Here is a 20660-nt window from a genome sequence, read left to right on the forward strand (position 1 = left end):
ATCCAAAAGAGCTGAATGACTGTTATTATCATCAGTATCTCAGCATTTATTTGCCTAATTAATCGTCAATTACCGCAGAAAATAATATGACTCAATCTAATTATAATGCAGAGGCAATCGAGGTCCTCAGTGGTTTAGAACCTGTACGTCGTCGCCCAGGAATGTACACTGATACCTCTCGACCTAATCACCTGGCTCAGGAAGTCATTGATAATAGTGTCGATGAGGCGCTTGCCGGTTATGCTAAACGTATCGATGTCATCCTGTACGAAGATCAGTCGCTGGAAGTGATTGATGATGGCCGAGGTATGCCTGTTGATATTCATCCCGAAAAGAAAGTACCGGCGGTAGAGCTGATTTTGGGGCAGTTACATGCCGGGGGAAAATTTTCTAATAAAAATTATCAATTTTCTGGCGGACTACATGGTGTTGGGATTTCCGTAGTGAATGCCTTATCAAAACGTATTGAAGTAACCGTCAGTCGTGATAGCCAAATATACCGAATTGCGTTTGAAAATGGTGAAAAAGTCCAGGAACTTGAGGTAATTGGGAGTTGTGCTAAACGGACAACCGGTACTGGAGTGCGTTTTTGGCCAGATAGCCACTTTTTTGACAACCCACGTTTTTCTATTTCGCGTTTAGTGCACGTATTAAAAGCTAAAGCTGTGCTATGTCCTGGGGTTGAAATCATCTTTAAGGATAAAATAAATAATACTGAGCAGACATGGCGTTATAACGATGGCTTAACTGACTACCTAATGGAGGCAGTGAACGGTTTAGTGACTTTACCGGAAAAAGCGTTTGTTGGTAATTTTGCTGGCCAATTAGAAATGGTAGATTGGGCTTTGCTTTGGTTACCAGAAGGTGGGGAACTACTAACCGAGAGTTATGTTAACCTTATTCCAACTGCACAGGGTGGTACCCATGTTAATGGATTACGTCAAGGTTTACTGGATGCGATGAGGGAGTTTTGTGAATACCGTAATTTACTTCCTCGCGGTGTGAAATTGACGGGTGATGATATTTGGGAGCGCTGTGCTTATGTCCTTTCAGTTAAAATGCAAGATCCACAATTTGCCGGCCAGACTAAAGAACGTCTTTCTTCTCGCCAGAGCGCTGCCTTTGTTTCCGGCGTAGTAAAAGATGCTTTTAGTTTGTGGTTAAACCAAAATGTTCAAGAAGCAGAGCAATTAGCGGAGCTTACTATCTCTAGTGCGCAAAGGCGTCTACGCGCAGCGAAAAAAGTTGTGCGCAAGAAACTGACCAGTGGGCCTGCGTTACCCGGTAAATTAGCAGATTGTACTTCTCAAGATCTTAATTTCACTGAGCTATTTTTAGTTGAGGGTGATTCAGCCGGTGGATCGGCTAAGCAAGCCCGTGATCGTGAATATCAGGCGATTATGCCGTTAAGAGGGAAAATACTGAATACTTGGGAAGTTTCTTCCGATGAGGTTTTAGCTTCACAGGAAGTTCATGATATCTCAGTGGCTATTGGTATTGATCCAGACAGCAATGATCTGAGCCAGCTACGTTACGGTAAAATTTGTGTTCTTGCCGATGCAGATTCCGATGGGTTGCATATTGCAACATTACTCTGCGCACTTTTTGTTCGTCACTTTCCCACTTTAGTTAAAGCAGGCCATATTTATATTGCTATGCCACCTTTATACCGTATTGATTTAGGTAAAGAAGTCTATTATGCCCTTGATGAAGGCGAAAAAGCTGCTGTTCTCGATCGGCTCAGCTATAAGCGCGGTAAACCGAATGTCCAGCGCTTTAAAGGGTTAGGCGAAATGAATCCTACTCAATTACGTGAAACCACATTAGATCCTAATACACGACGCTTAGTTCAACTCATTATTAATGATGATAATTATCAAGAAACACTCGCGATGATGGATATGCTATTGGCGAAAAAACGGGCAGAAGATCGTCGAAATTGGTTACAAAATAAAGGCGATGCGATAGAAATTGAAGTGTAATCGACACAGTTAACCAAAGACTAAGGAATCAAATGAATGAGTGAGATAACTCACGATGGTGTAGAGCAGCAACCACTTTATACCTTTACCGAAAATGCCTATCTCAATTATTCCATGTACGTCATCATGGACAGAGCATTGCCATTTATTGGTGATGGGTTAAAACCTGTTCAACGCCGTATTGTTTATGCCATGTCTGAGCTTGGTTTGAGCAATGCGGCTAAATACAAAAAATCAGCACGTACCGTCGGTGATGTATTGGGGAAATATCATCCACATGGTGATAGCGCTTGTTATGAAGCTATGGTATTGATGGCACAACCGTTTTCCTATCGTTATCCATTAGTTGATGGACAGGGTAACTGGGGAGCTCCCGATGATCCTAAATCGTTTGCTGCTATGCGTTACACTGAATCAAGATTGTCAAAATATGCTGAAACGTTACTTAGTGAATTAGGATTAGGAACGGTAGCCTGGACGCCTAACTTTGATGGAACATTAACTGAACCCAAAACACTACCGGCAAGATTACCCAATATTCTGTTGAATGGTACAACAGGGATTGCGGTTGGTATGGCGACCGATATTCCACCGCATAATGCGCGTGAGGTAGCAAGCGCATTAGTTGCTTTACTGGAAAATCCAAAAGCCGATCTTAACATGTTGATGGATTTTATTCCTGCTCCTGATTACCCAACAGAAGCAGAAATTATCTCATCAAAAGAAGATATTCAAAAAATTTACCAAACCGGCCGTGGGTCTATTAGGTTACGCGCTGTTTGGGAAATAGATGATGGTCATGCTGTTATTACTGCCCTGCCTCATCAGGTTTCAGGCGCTAAAGTGTTAGAGCAGATTGCCTCACAAATGCGCGCCAAAAAATTACCGATGGTAGAAGATCTTCGTGATGAGTCAGATCATGAAAATCCGACACGTTTAGTGATTGTACCGAGAAGTAATCGGATTGATTTAGAACAAGTGATGACGCATCTATTTGCTACGACGGATCTAGAAAGAAGCTATCGGGTCAATTTGAATATGATTGGCTTAGATAATCGTCCAGCAGTTAAAGGACTGGTTGAAATTTTAAATGAATGGTTATTATTTCGACGAGAAACCGTACGTAATCGCTTAAATCATCGTTTAGAAAAAGTATTAAAACGCTTACATATCCTTGACGGTTTATTAATAGCTTATCTGAACATAGATGAGGTTATTCATATTATCCGTAATGAAGATGAGCCTAAAGCTGTATTGGTGGCCCGTTTTGCTCTTTCAGAGACTCAGGCGGAATCTATCCTGGAATTGAAATTGCGTCATTTGGCTAAACTAGAGGAGTTTAAATTACGTGGCGAGCAAGATGATTTAGCGAAAGAACGTGATCAACTACAAGCTATTTTGGGTTCTGAGCGTCGTCTAAATACCTTAATCAAGAAAGAAATTGAAACGGATGCACAGACTTATGGTGATGACAGGCGCTCACCGCTTAAGGAGCGTATTGAAGCAAAAGCCATGAATGAACATGACATTTTGCCTTCAGAGCCTGTTACGATTATCCTTTCTGTTATGGGATGGGTGAGAAGCGCAAAAGGTCATGATATTGATCCGACTAATCTTAATTATAAAGCGGGGGATGGTTTCTGTAGTGCCGCAAGAGGTAAAACTAATCAACCGGTTGTTTTTCTTGATAGCACGGGGCGTAGTTATTCACTCGATCCGCTTGATCTTCCTTCTGCGCGAGGGCAGGGAGAACCGCTTACAGGCAAATTGGCGTTACCGCCTGGTGCAACGATTGAACATGTATTGACCGCCGCTGAAGAGCAGAAATATTTGTTGGCATCGGATGCGGGTTATGGATTTATCTGCACCTTCAGTGATTTAGTGGCAAAAAATAAAGCAGGTAAAGCATTAATTACCTTGCCGAGTAATGCTAAGGTATTGGCACCATTAGAAGTCAATAATGAACAGCAAGATTTATTATTGGCAATTACTAAAGCAGGCAGAATGCTGATATTTCCTGTGAGTGAGCTCCCTCAGCTTTCTAAAGGAAAAGGCAATAAAATTATTAATATTTCAGCAGCTCAATCAGCCAGTAGAGATGATTTGCTAGTTTGGTTAATGTTTTTGCAGCCTCAGTCTTCAATTACGCTCTATTTTGGCAAACGAAAACTGAAATTAAATCCAGAAGATTTGCAAAAATATCGTGCTGAACGAGGTCGTAAAGGTTCTTCATTACCTCGTGGATTACAGAGTATTGAGCGTATAGAAGTAACTCCTCCTAGTAATGGCTAATCTTCGATTGTTTTTATAGGTGTGTGAAGTAACTGATTACTTGAGGTAAATATGTTAGCTATTGTTCGTATTATTATTGTGATCCTTTTTACGATATTGGTTTGTGTGTTAGGTTGTTTTTATTGCTTATTAACTCCAAGAAATCCAAGCCATGTTATGCGCTTTGGCCGGCTGTTTGGTAAATTATCCTATGTTTTTGGTATTACTATTATTAGTCGAGTGCCTGCTAAAGCTAAAGCTAAAGCTAAAGCTAAAGCTAAAGCTAAAGCTAAAGCTAAAGCTAAAGATTACGGTCCAAGTATTTATATCGGCAATCATCAAAATAACTATGATATGGTGACTATGTCAAATGCGGTACAACCAAATACCGTTACTATTGGAAAAAAGAGCTTAGTATTAATCCCTTTTTTCGGTCCGCTATATTGGTTAGCTGGTAATATTCTCATTGATAGGGCTAACCGAACTAAAGCGCACAATACTATTTCGCAGGTTGTTCAACAGATCAAAAAAAGAAAAATTTCAGTTTGGATGTTTCCTGAAGGAACGCGTAGTCGTGGTCGAGGGTTACTGCCATTTAAAACCGGTGCATTTTATGCTGCAATTGCAGCGGGTGTTCCGATAGTACCAGTCTGTTTATCTGAAACAGAGGGGCGTATTAAACTCAATCGTTGGAATAATGGCGTCGTGATCGTCGAAATGCTACCGCCTATTGACACAACAAAGTATAATCGGGAAAACGTGCGTGAATTGGCAGAGTATTGCCATAATTTATTCAAAGCTAAAATTGCAGAATTAAATCAAGAAGTAACAGAAATAGAGCAAAAAATGAAATAAAATTAAAGTTCATTTTTCAATTAAATTAGTTTCTAAATTGTCATATTTAACAATATATTAATATTTGGCGTTGTAGCAATCTATCGTCTTAATTGAATATAGTTATCAAATAATTGTGATAACACAATTACAAGCGGATAGTAAAATAAGGATCTTTCCTTAATGAACAATAAATGGCGCTAGCTTATTAATGATTTTGTGGAGAGGCTATGTCACTAAGTCGGCGTCAATTTCTTAAGCTATCAAGTATAGCGATGAGTATTTCTATGCATCCTGCTGCGGTTAGAGCAGAAAAAAATGCAGGATACCCATTATTACCAATCCCGCCTTTATTAGAATCTCATTTTGGTCAACCGCTGTTTCTAACGTTGAAAAAATCTTATTGGTCATTTGATGGTAGCCATCGCACTATGACGATTGGTTGCAATGGTTATTATTTGGGGCCAACCATTCGAGTAGAAACGGGTAGTGATTTGAAATTGGTATATAGTAATCGACTTTCTGAAGAAGTTGCTATGACAGTCAGTGGGTTACAAGTTCCAGGCACTCAAATTGGTGGAGCAGCCCGATTAATGTCACCCAATGTTGATTGGTCACCGGTACTACCAATCCGTCAACCGGCAGCGACCTGTTGGTATCATGCTAATACCCCTGGCAAGATGGCAAGACAAATTCATGATGGCTTGGTTGGTATGTGGATTGTGTCAGATAAAACCAGTAAGAATTTAAATATTCCTAATCATTACGGCGTTGATGATTTTCCTATTATTATACAAGATAAACGGTTAGATAGTTTTGGAACGCCACACTATAAAGCGACAGCGGAAGGTTTTTTAGGTGATACCTTATTAGTTAATGGTGTGCAGGAACCGTATATTAAAGTTGCTCGCTGCTGGATCCGCTTACGGTTACTTAACGCATCAAATTCAAGGCGCTATATATTAGAAATCAGTGATAAGAGACCATTTTATCTAATAGGCAGTGATCAAGGGCTACTACCTGCCCCTATGAGTATCGAAAGATTACCCATGGCGCCTGGCGAGCGTAGAGAAGTGTTAATTGATATGTCTAAAACAGAGTTATTAACAATAACGGCTGGAAGAGCGGCAGGTATTATCGATCGTATTAAAGGACTATTTGAACCGTCAAATTTATTAAATTCGACCAAAGTTCTAACCATCTGTTCTTCAGGGTTATTATCATTAGTAACCGATAATTTACCAGAGACACTGGTTAATGATACTAGCCAAATAACATCGACTATCCGTAATCGTGAAGTGACCCTTAGCAAACCTTTTGGCATTAATGGTATGATGCGGGATGTAAATCGTATTGACTTAATCACTCAGCAGGGAGCATGGGAACGCTGGATAGTCAAAGCGCATGAGCCTCAAGCATTTCATATTGAAGGCGTTCGTTTCAAAGTTATTAATCATAATGGTGTTGTACCAGGCCCAGAGGATTATGGCTGGAAAGATACAGTATGGATAAATGGTTACAGTGAATTATTAGTTAATATGCTACAACCGTCTTATGATCATTTTCCTTTTTTGTATTTTAGTCAAAATTTTGAGAAAGCGGATAAAGGCTCAATTGCACAGATGGTGATCAACCCATCAGCTTAATTTATTCCCTTAATATGGAATATTTTTGTAGCTGATTAATAAAAAAGTAATTGTATTATTTTATGTTTATAGTATTTCGATTGTTATTTATTATTTAAAATTATCTATACAATAGTAATTAATGATTTGATAATTTTTATAAAAATGTAGATTTATCGAAGAGTGATTGGATTTATTAAATGTAAAATCCAATTTTCTATTATGCCAATATGGTGACCCAATGAATATTAGTCTAATCGCAGCAATGGCTGCGGATCAGGTGATTGGTTTGGAAAATAACATGCCATGGGTGTTATCTGGTGATTTAGCCTGGTTTAAGCGTAATACGTTAAATAAGCCAGTTATAATGGGGCGTATAACTTACGAAGCGATAGGTAAACCTTTACCTCAACGTTTGAATATTATTCTTAGCCAAACACATTCGAGTAATGATAAAGGCGTTGTTTGGGTTAACTCAGTTGATGAGGCACTAGCCGCAGCTGGGGAAGTAGAAGAAATAATGATTATAGGCGGGGGAAAAATTTATGAATTATTCTTACCTCAGGCAAATCGTCTTTATTTAACGCATGTAGATGCGGAAGTGATTGGTGATACCTATTTTCCTGCTTATGAGCCTGATGAGTGGGATTCTGTATTTACTGAATATCATGAAGCAGATGAAAAAAATTCTCATAATTATTGTTTTGAGATATTAGAACGTCGCCCATAGAGCTAAGTGAGACTACTATTGGTAATAAAAAATCGAAGGCTAATACTTCGGTTTTTTATTATTAATTTGAATTAGGTAATGTTAAATATATAAATAAAAATTAGATTTATATTATTAATTAAATAATTTAAGTCAAATATCTAAAATGCTGGTTTATTTAAATAGGTTTATAACTATTATTTTAGTAATATTAAAACAAAATTAATTAAGTTTATTACTTACTATTCTATTTTCTGCTGTTTAGCAGCAAGTATAGTGTTAGTTATTTTTTTGTAAATGCGGGCAGGCTAAAATACTTTTTGTCTTCCCAGCGTAGTAAAGTCAGTTTACCTCCCCAGCAACAACCGGTATCAAGTCCATAAATTCCCTTAGGCGTTCCTTTCCCTTCTAGGGAAGCCCAATGACCAAAAATAATGGCATATTCTGGCGGTATTTTTCGCGGCAGATCAAACCAAGGCTTTAAAGGTGGAGGCGTGTTTTCAGGTTTATTTTTCCAGGACATATTTAACAGACCGTCAGGAAAACAATAGCGCATGCGGGTTAGGACATTGGTACTAAAACGTAAACGGGATAATCCTGTAAGGTTGGGTGACCAGTTGTTCGGCATATCGCCATACATAGAGTCGATAAACAAAGGATAGGTATCACTACTAAGAATAGCCTCTACTTCTCTAGCGCACATCTGAGCGGTTGCTAAGTCCCATTGCGGTGTTATCCCAGCATGTGCCATGATGATTTTTTTCTTATTGTCTACTTGTAATAACGGTTGACGTCGTAACCAATTAACTAATTCATTAGCATCAGGGGCTGTCAGTAATTTTTTCAGTTTATCTTTGGGTTTATTATGGCTAATGTTGGCGTATACACCGATAAGGTGCAGATCATGATTACCTAGAACCATTCTGACGGATGCGCCTAATGTTTTAATATAACGTAAAACTTTGAGAGAATCCGGACCGCGGGCAACTAGATCACCTGTGAGCCATAAAACATCTTTTTGTGGCTCAAATTTTACTTGTTTAAGAAGTGCTCTAAGCTCACGATAACAACCGTGAATATCTCCGATAAGATAAGTAGCCATAATTAGTTTATAAGTGTTGGAATAGCAAGACGAAAAACTGGGATATCAACATAAAAATTTTTACCATCATTATCTAACATTACATAATGGCCTTCCATAGTTCCCATTGGCGTTTCTATAATAGCGCCACTGGTATAACGATATTCGGCGCCGGGTTGAATGATAGGTTGTTCTCCTACGACACCCTGGCCTTGTACTTCGGTACGTTTACCATCACTATTGGTAATTAACCAATAGCGACTTATTAGTTGTACCGGTGTACGGCCAAGATTGCTAATAGAAATTGTATAGGCAAAAACAAACCGGGCTTCTTCTGGTAAAGATTGATTTTCAATATAGACACTTTGAACTTGTATGCAGATGTTTGGTTCATTTAGCATAGTGCCCCCAAGTTTATCACTATCAGATCGTGGTTTTAGCCAATCTGCAGGCTAACTTACAATAATTTTCTACTGAGATATTTTCAGCGCGACAGTTTGGATCAATACCTAATTGTTCAAAATCCTGCACGCTAAATAAATCACTTAAACTATTACGAATAGTCTTACGTCGTTGATTAAATGCCTGGGTAGTAATACGGCTTAATAATTTGACATCACAAATAGGGTAAGGGTTTCGTTGATGAGGAATTAAACGCACAACAGCCGAATCCACTTTTGGTGCTGGTGTAAAAGCCGAAGGTGGTACGGCTAAAATAGGTATTATCTGACAATAATATTGCGCCATAACGCTAAGACGACCATATGCTTTAGTATTGGGTCCTGCGACTAAGCGATTGACAACCTCTTTCTGTAGCATAAAGTTCATGTCAGCAATAGCATTAGTATAAGTAAAAAGATGGAACATTAAAGGGGTTGAAATATTGTAAGGAAGGTTACCAAACGCTCTAAGGGGTTGACCTTTTTCTTTCGCAATTGCGCCAAAATCGATCGTCATTGCATCGTTTTGTATAATTGTTAGTTTAGCGCTAAGAGCAGGATGGGCGGCTAAACGGGCAGCAAGATCACGATCTAATTCTACTACGGTCATATTCTCTATATGCTCACTGACAGGTAATGTCAGAGCGCCTAAACCAGGACCAATTTCAACAATAGCTTGATCAGGTTTTGGGTTAAAAGCCGTAACCATATTGTCAATAATAAATGGGTCAGTTAAAAAATTTTGCCCAAAGCGCTTACGGGCAAAATGCCCTTGATGGATTCGTTTATTCATTGTTATTTTGTATCATGCTAATAGCTAATTTTAAGGCAGTTATAAAACTGTTTGCATTTGCTTGCCCACTTCCTGCCAGCTCGATCGCTGTACCATGGTCAACCGATGTACGGATAAAGGGTAGGCCTAAAGTAATGTTTACTGCTTGACCAAAACCTTGATATTTTAGCACAGGTAGACCTTGATCGTGGTACATCGCTAAGACTGCATCAGCTTGGTTCAGATATTTTGGTTGAAATAGGGTATCCGCCGGGAAAGGACCATAAAGTGGCAATCCTTCATGGCGCAATTTCTTGATAACTGGAATAATAGTGTCGATTTCCTCATGTCCCATATGTCCGCCTTCGCCGGCATGAGGATTTAATCCACAGATATAAATAGCGGGTGTTTTAATGCCAAATTTAGATTTTAACTCGTTATTTAAAATATAAATAACTTGTTGTAGGCTCTCGTAAGTAATGGCATTTGCAACCTGTTTAAGCGGTAAATGGGTTGTTGCAAGCGCAACACGCAATGTTTCTGTCGCTAACATCATGACCACTTTTGGGGTTTTACTTCTGTCAGCAAAAAATTCGGTATGACCGGTAAAAGAAATGCCTGCATCATTGATAATTCCTTTATGGACAGGGCCGGTAACTAATGCTGAAAATTCGCCAGTCAGACAGCCATCACATGCGCGGCTGAGTGTTTCTATAACATAAGTACTATTTTGTTTATTTAGTTGGCCTGCTTTGACCGGTGTGGATAATTTTATTGGTAAAACCGTCAATGACTTGGCAGCTTGGCCGTTATTTGGTGATGCAGGCGAATAGATAGTTAATTCTAATTCTAAACCCAGTTGATTCGCTCGGGTTATTAGCAGATCAGGATCAGCACAAGCAACTAATCTAACCGGCCAATTTTGTTGAGCGAGTTGGATCAAAAGATCAGGACCTACCCCGGCTGGTTCACCGGGGGTGAGAACGATAGTATTAGTTGTTTTTCCCATAAAGATTACTGTGCATCACTATCATTAAGAATTTTTACATAGGCAGATGCGCGTAGCTCTTGCATCCAAATTTGTGCTTCTTCGTTAAATTTACGATTGAATAACAGACGATAGGCATGATCTTTCTGTGCGACATCAGTTTTATCAACTTGGCGGGTATCTTCTAACTGAATAAGATGCCAACCAAAAGAAGAGTGGATTGGTTGACTTGTTTCCCCTTTACTTAAGCGCATTAAACCATCACGAAATGCGGGATCGTAAATATTGGGCATATTCCAACCAAGTTCACCACCACGTAATGCAGAACCAGGATCTTGTGAGTATTTTTTAGCTGCTTCAGCAAAAGTTATTTGACCCGTTTTAATTTGCTGCGCAATTTGTTGTATTTTTGCGTGTGCTTGTTCGTTATTCATAATAGGTGAGAGCTTAATAAGAATATGGCGAGCTTTTACTTCGGTGACCGAAATGGGCATATTGCCACGTTGGATATCATTAAGTTTTAAGATATGAAATCCGACACTAGAACGTATAGGCCCAATAATATCACCTTTTTTCGCATGCTGAATTTGTTGAGCAAAAACAGTTGGCAATTCTTCAACCTTACTCCAGCCCATTTGTCCACCTTTTAAGGCATTAGGGTCGGCAGAGTAAGTAATGGCAAGTTTACCAAAATCAGCGCCTTGTTTTAATTGGGCAATAATTTTATTTACCGTATCCATTGCTAATTGACTTTGTGTATTGGTTGGATTTTCTGGTAATGGAATCAAAATATGGCTTAAGTTTACATTAGCATCCTGGCCAGCTTGTGAATTCAATTGGGCCGCTAATGAATCAACTTCTTGCGGCAGAATAGTGATCCGCCGACGAACTTCATTATTACGTACTTCTGCGATCATCATTTCTCTACGAACATCGCTACGGTAATTTTGTAAATTGATGCCATCCATCGACAATCGTTGCTGTAATTGGCCAATAGTCAATCCATTTTGTGCTGCAATATTGGCTATAGTAGCATCTATGGCTTGATCAGGGATTTGAATCTGCATTTTTTCGGCTATTTGCATAATAATTTTGTCTATGATCAAACGTTCTAATATCTGATGACGTAATGCATTTTCGTCGGGAATTTGTTGCCCTGCATTTCTGGCGTTTATTCTTACTATATCTAACATACCATCTACGTCACTTTGTAGCACAACGCCATCGTTCACGATAGCAGTCACTTTATCCAATTGTTGTGGCGCTGCTAGTGTGGTGGTACTGACTGTGAACAACAAGCCAATAATCAGTTTTCTCCAATAATTCATAAAATTCTCATTTTGTTCGATTATATTACGGTTTAATCCTATTTCAGGTTTCTTCTATTTAATAGCTGAAAATATCAATTTTTTTTAGAAGGCTCGTTGATAAGGTAAAATACCACTAGCAAGCATATCCTGACTTCCCAAATTATGATTATTATTTAGGCCTTTTAGTTCCACATTGATTGACCATCGATTATCATAGTCACTACTGAAGTTTTGTTGTTGCCAACCGACGATTTTACGCTCATAGCCCATATTAATTGACCAGCAGCAAGTACTATATTGTAAACCGATTAATCGACTCGCAGGTTGGTTTTCTTTCAAATCATGATAGTATGAGCCGACAAAGCCCCACTGATCGCCTAAAGGCCAACTCACTACTGCTCCTATTTGAGAAATTCCTTTTTGAAAGGCTGGTGCATTTTTGACAGTTGCTTGAATATAATCGCGATCGACGAAACGATAATTTAGTTGTACTAAGCGATCTGAATCTAAACGATATTCTGTTATCACATTACCCATAGTAATATCACCGAGACGTCTATCATACTGGAGTCCGCCACGTAATCCCCAGTTATCAGTTAGTCGTAAATAAGCATCTCCTGCCCATAATAGTGAGCCAGTATTACTTTTATCTTCAATAGGCAAATCGGAATCTTCAGTTCTTGGACGCTCAAAATAGTATATTTGGCCGACAGAAAAATTAAATCGTTCAGTTAATTCTTCATCATAAATACGCGTAGTAATACCGGTTGTCAATTGGTTAGCTGAAGCAATACGATCGAGTCCACTATAGATACGGTTACGGAATAAACCGTTATAGTCAGCCTGTAGTAAAGATGAATCATAGTTATTAATATCACTTTGATCGCGATAAGGCACATAAAGATATTGAACCCGAGGTTCTAACGTTTGTACATAATTGTTATTTATCAATAGGTCGCGTTCAAAAACCAGTTTTGCATCAGAAGTGAGCGAGGGTAAGATACGAGTAACCTGTTTTTTCAGTGTGCTATTAGCCAGGTTGGCAGGGATATCTTGATCATAATAGGTCGCCATCACCTTCACAGTATTATTAATACTTGCCCAATCATTTGATAATGGCAGATTCAGTTCTGGTTCAATATGTAACCGTGTAGCATCAGGATTATTGGCGCCAACACTGGTAATACGTGCTGCCTGAGCATAAGTTTTTAGATCAAATGGCCCCAGATCATTCTTATAATAATTAAGATCTAATTGAGGTTCCGTTTTATAGGCTTTACTATTAGGGGAATCAACAAAAACCTGAAATTGTTTATGGGTTAAGGTTGCATTCCAGTTTGGTTGTGCGTAACCGACACTGAATTTTTGGGTGGCATAACCGTCAGTACTCTTACCATATTTAGAGGTAAAATCAGTAAAATATTTTGAATCACTGACTTTTGTATAATCAATATTAAAACGCCATACCTGATCGAGTACGCCAGAATGGTTCCAATATAACAACCAGCGATCATCATTATCACGAGCGGGATATTTACGACTATTTTTATCTTTAATATAGCTGCGATCATGCTTTAGCCAATCAACGGCAAGGGTACCTGCTCCAGCAATAGTCAGATAACGAAATTCATTATTCAGTTTTACGCCACGAAAGGTCATAAATTGTGGTGTAATGGTTGCATCATAATTAGGCGCAATATTCCAGTAAAAGGGTAGCGCGAAGTCTAAGCCAGAACCTTTAGAATAACTACCATTAGGTAGTAAAAAACCGGAACGGCGCTTATTGCCAATGGGTAATTGTAAATAAGGGCTATAAAAAACCGGCACATTAGCAATGCGAAAGCGAGCATTCCATATTTCGGCCACCTGTTCTTCGCGATCTAAAATAACTTCTGAGCCAACAACACTCCAGCTATCATTACCGGGGAGGCAGGCAGTAAACATGCCTTTCTCTAAAATGGTATAGCGATTTTCACCTCGCAATTTCATTTTATTTGCGTAGCCGCGACCCTGACGGCCTACCATTAAATAGTCACCTTTTTCAACATCGGTATCTTTATTATTCAGATTTGACCATGCTTTTGGCCCTTTCAGGATGATTTGTGGATCATCATAATGGACATTTCCGGTTGCGACTACCGTACGCAATGGGTTTTGGCTGGTTGTTTCTGTTTGGGTCAATTTAACTTCATCGGCGGTGAGGGTCTGGTTACCTTGTTGAATATCTACATTACCTTTATACTCGATGAAATGAGGATAATCACCAGCCACATCTTTTGCGGTGATATGGATTGGTAGATCATTGGGATTACCTTTCACGATGGGTTTAGTATATACCGGTACCCCTAGCATGCATTGTTCTGTTAGATCAGCATGGGCCTGTTGGCTATGAACAGCTATCCAAATCATGGTAGCAAGTAGTGTCGGGTGACTTTTTTTCATCATTCTGTATGTAGTTCCTTCATCGATATTATCGTGTAGGCAAAAGTTCAACAATTAACGTACTTAACGGTTCTTGTCTGTATAAAACCATCAGCTATATATTCAGGTTATTAGGCACAGAGTAGAATGAGTAGTATGATAATGCAAAATTATACTCAGGGCATTGGGGAATTGAGAAGTTTATGCGGTATTGGGGAAAAATTATTGGTGTAATGTTGGGGATCATGTCTGGCACTCATATTTGGGGTGTTATCATCGGTTTCATTATCGGTCATGCCTATGATAAAGCATCAGAACAGCAAAATTTAGAGAAAACAGGCGCTAAACAGAACCGTCAGGCACTTTTTTTCGTCAGCACATTTCAAATTTTAGGCCATTTGACTAAAGCAAAAGGCCGAGTTACTGAAGTTGATATTAAACTAGCAACAAACCTGATGGACAGAATGCAGTTGCATGGTGATGCCAGAATTTCAGCACAAAATGCTTTTAGAGAAGGTAAAGAGCAAAGTTTTCCTCTAAGGGATACACTGAAGAAATTACGTCGAGCTTGTTTTGGGCGATTTGATCTTATTCAGATGTTTCTGGAAATTCAAATACAAGCTGCTTTTGCTGATGGCGCTTTACATCCTAATGAGCGAAAAGTGTTGTTTATTATTGCCGAAGAGTTAGGCATTTCACATAATCAGTTTGAACAGTTCTTACATATGATGGAAGGCGGCCGAAGGTTTGAGCATAGTAGTAACTCTTCTTATGGTTCCAATCGCTATCGACATACAGCTCAAGGACCAACATTAGCGGATGCTTGTAAAGTTTTAGGTGTGCAACCTAATGATGAACAAACCAAAATCAAACGTGCCTATCGCAAATTAATGGCTGAACATCATCCAGATAAATTAGTTGCGAAAGGCTTACCACCGGAAATGATGGAAATTGCTAAACAAAAAACACAATCAATTCAATCGGCTTATGATTTAATCAAGAAAGAACGTCACTTCAAATAATTTATAGTGTTAAACGTGAGTTGAATAAGTTTTCCAGCTGTTAAAAATCTGCTTTACAAGTGAAGTGGATAGGTGATCCATAAATGGGGTGAGTAATGTAAAGCTCTTCTGCGTGTAATTGCAGACGTGAGGAGAGTATTAGCGCCGCTTGATGGGCATAAAATTGATCGCCAATAATAGGATGGCCGAGTGAAAGTAAATGAACACGTAATTGGTGGGAACGACCTGTAATCGGAATAAGTTTAACCAGCGTTGTTTGTTCTTCATAAGCTAACACCTTGTATTTAGTTTGTGCTGGTTTACCGGTTGTAAAGCACACTTTTTGTTTCGGTCGATTTGGCCAATCGCAGATCAGTGGCAGATCGATAAGTCCTTTTTTATTGGTAATGTGACCCCAAACCCTTGCCTGATAGATTTTTTCTGGTTCTCTTTCGCGGAATTGACGTTTTAACTCTTTTTCTGCGGTTTTATTCAATGCGACGACCATAATTCCGCTGGTTGCCATATCAAGGCGATGAACAGATTCTGCGGTTGGGAAATCCGCCTGAACTCGCGTCATTATACTATCTTTATGTTCGACAGCTTTACCTGGTACTGATAGCAAACCACTAGGTTTGTTAACCACAATAATATGCTGATCTTGATAAAGAACATGCAGCCAGGGATCGGTAGGCGGATTGTAAAACATATCAGTTTCTCCAACGTGGCCAGAAACTTTATTGTTTTTGGCAATAAATAATTACTGATGGGTAATAATCACCAGGCGTATAGCATCTAATCGCCAATTAGCTTGCTCAATATTAAGCAATAGTTGTTGGCGTTCATCTTCAATAGCGCTTAATTCATCAGGGCGAATATTTGGATTAACGGATTTTAACGCCTCTAATCGCGAATACTCCACTGATAATGTTTTATCCGCTTGCGCTTTTGCTTCGGCAATCAATATACTGGCTTCTTTTTCTATCATGGTTTTAGAAAGTTGGAGTATATTATGCACCTCTTTTTGTACGGCATTGACTAACTTACTACCCGTATGGCGATTGACGGTATTTAGCTGACGGTTAAAACTTTCAAATTCAACTTGTTTAGCCAGATCATTGCCTTTTAAATCCATTAGGATACGAATTGGTGTTGGGGGTAAAAAGCGAGTGACTTGTAGATTTTTCGGTGCTTGTGCCTCAACAACATAAATTAATTCAGTAAGCAGTGTTCCGACCGGTAAGGTTTTATTTTTCAATAGTGACACTGCACAACTGCCAATTTCGCCTGAAAGGATCAAATCCATCCCATTACGAATAATAGGGTGTTCCCAGCTAATAAATTGGGTATCTTCTCTCGAGAGTGCTTGAGTACGATCGAAGGTAATAGTACAGCCATCTTGAGGCAAGCCAGGAAAATCAGGTATCAACATGTGTTCAGCAGGCGTAAGAATGATCAGATTATCGCTACGATCTTCTTGGTTAATACCAATGATATCGAACAAATTTAATGAAAAATTAATTAAATCGATACTATTATCTTGTTTTGCAATTTGATCAGCTAAAATTTGACCAGCTTCGCCGCCATTAGAATTCATTTCTAATAAGCGATCACGTCCTTGCTCTAATTGGGTTTTCAGTTGGTTATGTTTTGCTCGGCAAGACTTAATAAAATCCTCAAAGTTATCAAGGAGAGTAGGATTAGCCAAATACTCAATCAGTTGCGGATAATATTTATCATAAATAGCGCGTCCGGTTGGACAAGTATACTCAAAGGCATCAAGCCCTTCATGATACCAACGTAGCAAAATAGCTTGGGCCGTATTTTCAAGGTAAGTTACACTAATTTGGATATCCCGATTTTGACCGATACGATCCAGACGACCAATTCTTTGCTCAAGCAAATCAGGATTAAAAGGTAAGTCAAACATAACTAACTGGTTGGCGAATTGGAAATTACGTCCTTCAGAACCAATTTCAGAGCAGAGTAATACCTGAGCGCCTTGTTCCTGGGAGGCAAAATAGGCTGCCGCCCGATCCCGTTCCAATAATGTCAGATTTTCATGAAAAACAGCCGCTCTGATCGCTTCTTTTTCTCTTAATACCTGTTCCAATTGTATGGCTGTCGTGGCTTGAGAGCAGATAACTAAAACTTTTTCTTGCCGATGAGTTGTTAAGAACTGCTTAAGCCATTCAACGCGGGGATCAAAATTCCACCAAGTTGCATTTTCACCTTCTAAGGTCTGGTAAATTTGTTCAGGGTAGAGCATCTCCCGCGCAGTGATATCAACGGATTTCTTCGCATTCATTATACCAGCAACTTTAATTGCAGTTTGGTACTGTGGGGGTAACGGTAACTTAATCGCATGTAATTCACGTCGCGGAAAGCCTTTAACACCATTACGAGTATTGCGAAATAGTAAACGACTCGTTCCATGACGATCCATCAACATGCTAATCAATTCCTGACGTGCCTTTTCACTTTCTTCATTATCGCTGTTACAGACTTTAAGCAGAGGCTCAATATCTTGCTCTTTAATTAATTCTGTCAGTAAATTTTGCTGCTTATTATTTAATTTTTCACCAGAAAGCAACAAACTAACGGCTTCGGCAACAGGACTATAATTTTGTTGTTCTTCAATAAAGTGTTGATAGCTATGAAAGCGATTAGGATCCAGTAATCTCAGACGAGCAAAATGGCTCTCTTGCCCCAGTTGTTCTGGAGTTGCGGTTAATAACAGCACTGAAGGAATTTGTTGAGCGAGTGTATCGATAGCTTGGTACTCACGGCTAGGCGACTCTTCACTCCATACCAGATGATGGGCTTCATCAACAACCATCATATCCCAACTGGCTTCAAGCAGATGATCAAAACGTTTTTTATTGCGGCGAACGAAATCAAGAGAACAAATAACCAACTGCTCTGTTTCAAAAGGATTTTCACTATCATGTAATGATTCGGTATAACGGCTGTCATCAAATAGTGAAAAATGCAAATTAAAACGGCGCAGCATTTCGACTAACCATTGGTGTTGTAAACTTTCAGGTACAATAATCAAGACCCGTTCAATACGTCCAGCAAGTAATTGTTGATGGATGATCATTCCTGCTTCAATGGTTTTGCCTAACCCAACTTCGTCCGCTAATAAAACGCGCGGATGATGACGTTTACCCACTTCATGAGCAATATAAAGTTGGTGGGGGATCAAATTGGCACGAATACCTCTTAGTCCACCGGTTTGGTGACCAAATTGTTGGTATTGGAAACGCAAAGCGCGATAGCGTAAGGCAAAACGATCCATTCGATCAAGTTGACCGGCAAACAAGCGATCTTGTGGTTTATTAAATGTTAATTTGCTATCAAGAAACACTTCGCGCAGACTGACATTTTTTTCATCGGAATCAATACGAGTTCCTGTATAGACAAGTACTCCCTCGTCTTGTTGTACATTGTCAACTCTCAGCTGCCAGCCTTCATGGCTGGTGATCAGATCGCCTTCATTAAACATAACGCGTGTAATTGGTGCATCATTTATGGAATAAAGGCGATTTTCTCCGCTTGCGGGGAAAAGTAATGTAACCATGCGGTTATCAATAGCCACCACGGTACCTAATCCAAGTTCACTTTCTGTATCGCTTATCCAGCGTTGACCAAGAATAAATGGCATAAATTTTAACTCAGTTTATCCGTATGTTTGAGAAAATTATGGGTTGTTCGTTTTGAAGAGAGTAAATTATATTAATCATAAAATAATATCTTACTCTCTTTTTGAAAGGACTGTATATTAATAAATGCGGTGCCAATAGTCACCTATAAAAATGCTTTTTGATAAGATATTATCATTTATTTGTGCTGTATCAGAGAATGTTAACGTATTAAGTAGATGAAAAAAAGAACAAATCACTATTTTTATTATTCTGCATCCTACTGTTTTGCCCATTAATTTATAATTAACTGGTATATAAAGCAAATTATATAGATGTTATGGCTAATTAAATATTGATAAAACATAGTATAAAAAATAAAAATGCTATATTATGAGGAAGTCTATGCTGTGGTAAAATATTTTTATCGTATTTAATAAAATTATTGACATGAGCCTTAAAACCCAACTTAATCTAATAAATCTTAGTATAAATAATACATCAATATTAGATTAAGGTTGGGTGGTTAATTAGCTTTTTTCCATGATTGGTGGAAAAATATAATTAATCGTCATTCTTTAAAAGTAAATTAAAGCGGAAACCATCGACTCTTTCAAATTCTAATTCAAGAGGCAGGGTATCTGAATTGACTTCAATTTGATTTTCAGTAGCATTATATTCAAAGTATGTAGCAGTATTAAATTTAACTAAATTATATCTATCATAAATGACGAGATGAGCAACATGTTGCATATTATCATCAAGAATTTTACCTACTGTTACAAAATCTTTGTCTGAATCGATATAAGCTGCTTCATCAATTCCGTGTACGCGGATAAACGCACGGTAAGGAAAACCATCACCAGTTTTGTTTAAAAAACGAATGGCTAATTATTCTTGATTATTTGACATATATAACCTCATTTATTGTTTGGTATATTAAAATTTGACTAATAAAATGCGTATTTATATTTCATATAACACATGAGCTACATTGCTTTAAGTGATATATAAAATCAAATTCAAAATTTAGCATTTTCATTATTAAATTTTGTTATTGTTTTTTTTTATTTTTATAGAAAAAATGGATTCTTATATAACGTATAAAAATAAATTTTATTCATGTGAAAATAAAGATAGAGATATAAAAGCATAATTAAAATGATCATACAATTAATGAAGTTATTATAATATTTTAAATTTATAATTATTATTTTTTTAAAAATATGAAAATTGTATTGATATAATTAATAATCAATTTAACCAAGTATTTATCATCACTTATTGATAATATTTGAGTTGTTTAGTAAGCCAAAATTAGCTTGTTTAATTACTTTCACATACTAATTATTTGTATCTTAGTCATCACTAAAAATGATAATTTAACTTCTTGAATATTGTAATTGGTGAGTAACAATCTTACCTTTTGGCAAAAGTGTAATGTGTAATAAAATGCCTCATAGTATTTGGCCGTTATATTTCATAAAATTTCACACTATTTTAAATATTCTATTTAACATAATATTTATTTTTATCAACGCCATATAACATTTGATTTGATTTTTCATTAAGTAAATATTGT

15 protein-coding genes are annotated in these 20660 nt (G+C 38.0%); 6 read left to right on the forward strand and 9 right to left on the reverse strand.

The window, feature by feature from the left end:
• Positions 1 to 86 precede the first annotated feature (86 nt).
• The 5 genes from parE to folA all read left to right on the forward strand — a co-directional run bounded on the left by parE (position 87) and on the right by folA (position 7442).
• The gene (gene parE / locus G468_RS0101340; RefSeq protein ID WP_026821562.1) at positions 87 to 1982 is read left to right on the forward strand and encodes a DNA topoisomerase IV subunit B; all 1896 of its coding nucleotides are present in this window, start codon (positions 87 to 89) and stop codon (positions 1980 to 1982) included.
• 36 nt (positions 1983 to 2018) lie between these two features.
• A complete protein-coding gene (parC, locus tag G468_RS0101345) occupies positions 2019 to 4274 on the forward strand; it encodes a DNA topoisomerase IV subunit A (protein ID WP_026821563.1) in 2256 nt (751 codons plus the stop codon).
• Between the two features lie 51 nt (positions 4275 to 4325).
• Positions 4326 to 5108: a 1-acylglycerol-3-phosphate O-acyltransferase gene (locus G468_RS0101350; RefSeq protein WP_026821564.1), complete on the forward strand. Its 783-nt coding sequence runs from the start codon at positions 4326 to 4328 to the stop codon at positions 5106 to 5108.
• A gap of 209 nt (positions 5109 to 5317) precedes the next feature.
• A complete protein-coding gene (ftsP, locus tag G468_RS0101355) occupies positions 5318 to 6733 on the forward strand; it encodes a cell division protein FtsP (protein ID WP_026821565.1) in 1416 nt (471 codons plus the stop codon).
• Positions 6734 to 6953: 220 nt separating this feature from the next.
• A complete protein-coding gene (folA, locus tag G468_RS0101360) occupies positions 6954 to 7442 on the forward strand; it encodes a type 3 dihydrofolate reductase (RefSeq protein WP_026821566.1) in 489 nt (162 codons plus the stop codon).
• A 262-nt stretch (positions 7443 to 7704) separates the two neighbouring features.
• Here the strand turns inward: folA and apaH are convergent, their stop codons facing one another.
• The 6 genes from apaH to lptD form a co-directional block, all read right to left on the reverse strand.
• On the reverse strand, positions 7705 to 8523 hold the full coding sequence (apaH, locus tag G468_RS0101365; RefSeq protein ID WP_026821567.1) for a bis(5'-nucleosyl)-tetraphosphatase (symmetrical) ApaH: 819 nt from the start codon (positions 8521 to 8523) through the stop codon (positions 7705 to 7707).
• 2 nt (positions 8524 to 8525) lie between these two features.
• Entirely contained in the window at positions 8526 to 8903 is a 378-nt protein-coding gene (gene apaG, locus G468_RS0101370) for a Co2+/Mg2+ efflux protein ApaG (RefSeq protein ID WP_026821568.1), read from the reverse strand.
• A gap of 22 nt (positions 8904 to 8925) precedes the next feature.
• Positions 8926 to 9735 (reverse strand): 16S rRNA (adenine(1518)-N(6)/adenine(1519)-N(6))-dimethyltransferase RsmA, encoded by an 810-nt coding sequence (gene rsmA, locus G468_RS0101375; protein ID WP_026821569.1) that lies wholly within the window; start codon positions 9733 to 9735, stop codon positions 8926 to 8928.
• Positions 9728 to 10723 (reverse strand): 4-hydroxythreonine-4-phosphate dehydrogenase PdxA, encoded by a 996-nt coding sequence (gene pdxA / locus G468_RS0101380; protein WP_026821570.1) that lies wholly within the window; start codon positions 10721 to 10723, stop codon positions 9728 to 9730. The genes rsmA and pdxA overlap by 8 nt, the downstream gene beginning before the upstream one ends.
• Positions 10724 to 10728: 5 nt before the next feature.
• Positions 10729 to 12030, reverse strand: a complete 1302-nt coding sequence (surA, locus tag G468_RS0101385; protein WP_026821571.1) for a peptidylprolyl isomerase SurA — start codon at positions 12028 to 12030, stop codon at positions 10729 to 10731.
• An 84-nt stretch (positions 12031 to 12114) separates the two neighbouring features.
• Positions 12115 to 14454 carry an LPS assembly protein LptD gene (lptD, locus tag G468_RS0101390; RefSeq protein WP_026821572.1) on the reverse strand — a complete coding sequence of 780 codons (2340 nt, stop codon included), beginning with the start codon at positions 14452 to 14454 and terminating at the stop codon, positions 12115 to 12117.
• Between the two features lie 182 nt (positions 14455 to 14636).
• On the opposite strand from lptD, the gene djlA reads away from it, so the two are divergent.
• A complete protein-coding gene (gene djlA / locus G468_RS0101395) occupies positions 14637 to 15455 on the forward strand; it encodes a co-chaperone DjlA (RefSeq protein ID WP_026821573.1) in 819 nt (272 codons plus the stop codon).
• 40 nt (positions 15456 to 15495) lie between these two features.
• Here the strand turns inward: djlA and rluA are convergent, their stop codons facing one another.
• From rluA to G468_RS23595, 3 genes are all read right to left on the reverse strand, one after another.
• Positions 15496 to 16143, reverse strand: a complete 648-nt coding sequence (gene rluA, locus G468_RS0101400; RefSeq protein WP_026821574.1) for a bifunctional tRNA pseudouridine(32) synthase/23S rRNA pseudouridine(746) synthase RluA — start codon at positions 16141 to 16143, stop codon at positions 15496 to 15498.
• Between the two features lie 51 nt (positions 16144 to 16194).
• Positions 16195 to 19101 carry an RNA polymerase-associated protein RapA gene (gene rapA, locus G468_RS0101405; RefSeq protein WP_026821575.1) on the reverse strand — a complete coding sequence of 969 codons (2907 nt, stop codon included), beginning with the start codon at positions 19099 to 19101 and terminating at the stop codon, positions 16195 to 16197.
• A 541-nt stretch (positions 19102 to 19642) separates the two neighbouring features.
• Positions 19643 to 19963 carry a hypothetical protein gene (locus G468_RS23595; protein WP_135678151.1) on the reverse strand — a complete coding sequence of 107 codons (321 nt, stop codon included), beginning with the start codon at positions 19961 to 19963 and terminating at the stop codon, positions 19643 to 19645.
• Between the last annotated feature and the right edge of the window lie 697 nt (positions 19964 to 20660).

This window comes from Arsenophonus nasoniae DSM 15247 (assembly GCF_000429565.1).
GTDB lineage: Bacteria > Pseudomonadota > Gammaproteobacteria > Enterobacterales > Enterobacteriaceae > Arsenophonus > Arsenophonus nasoniae.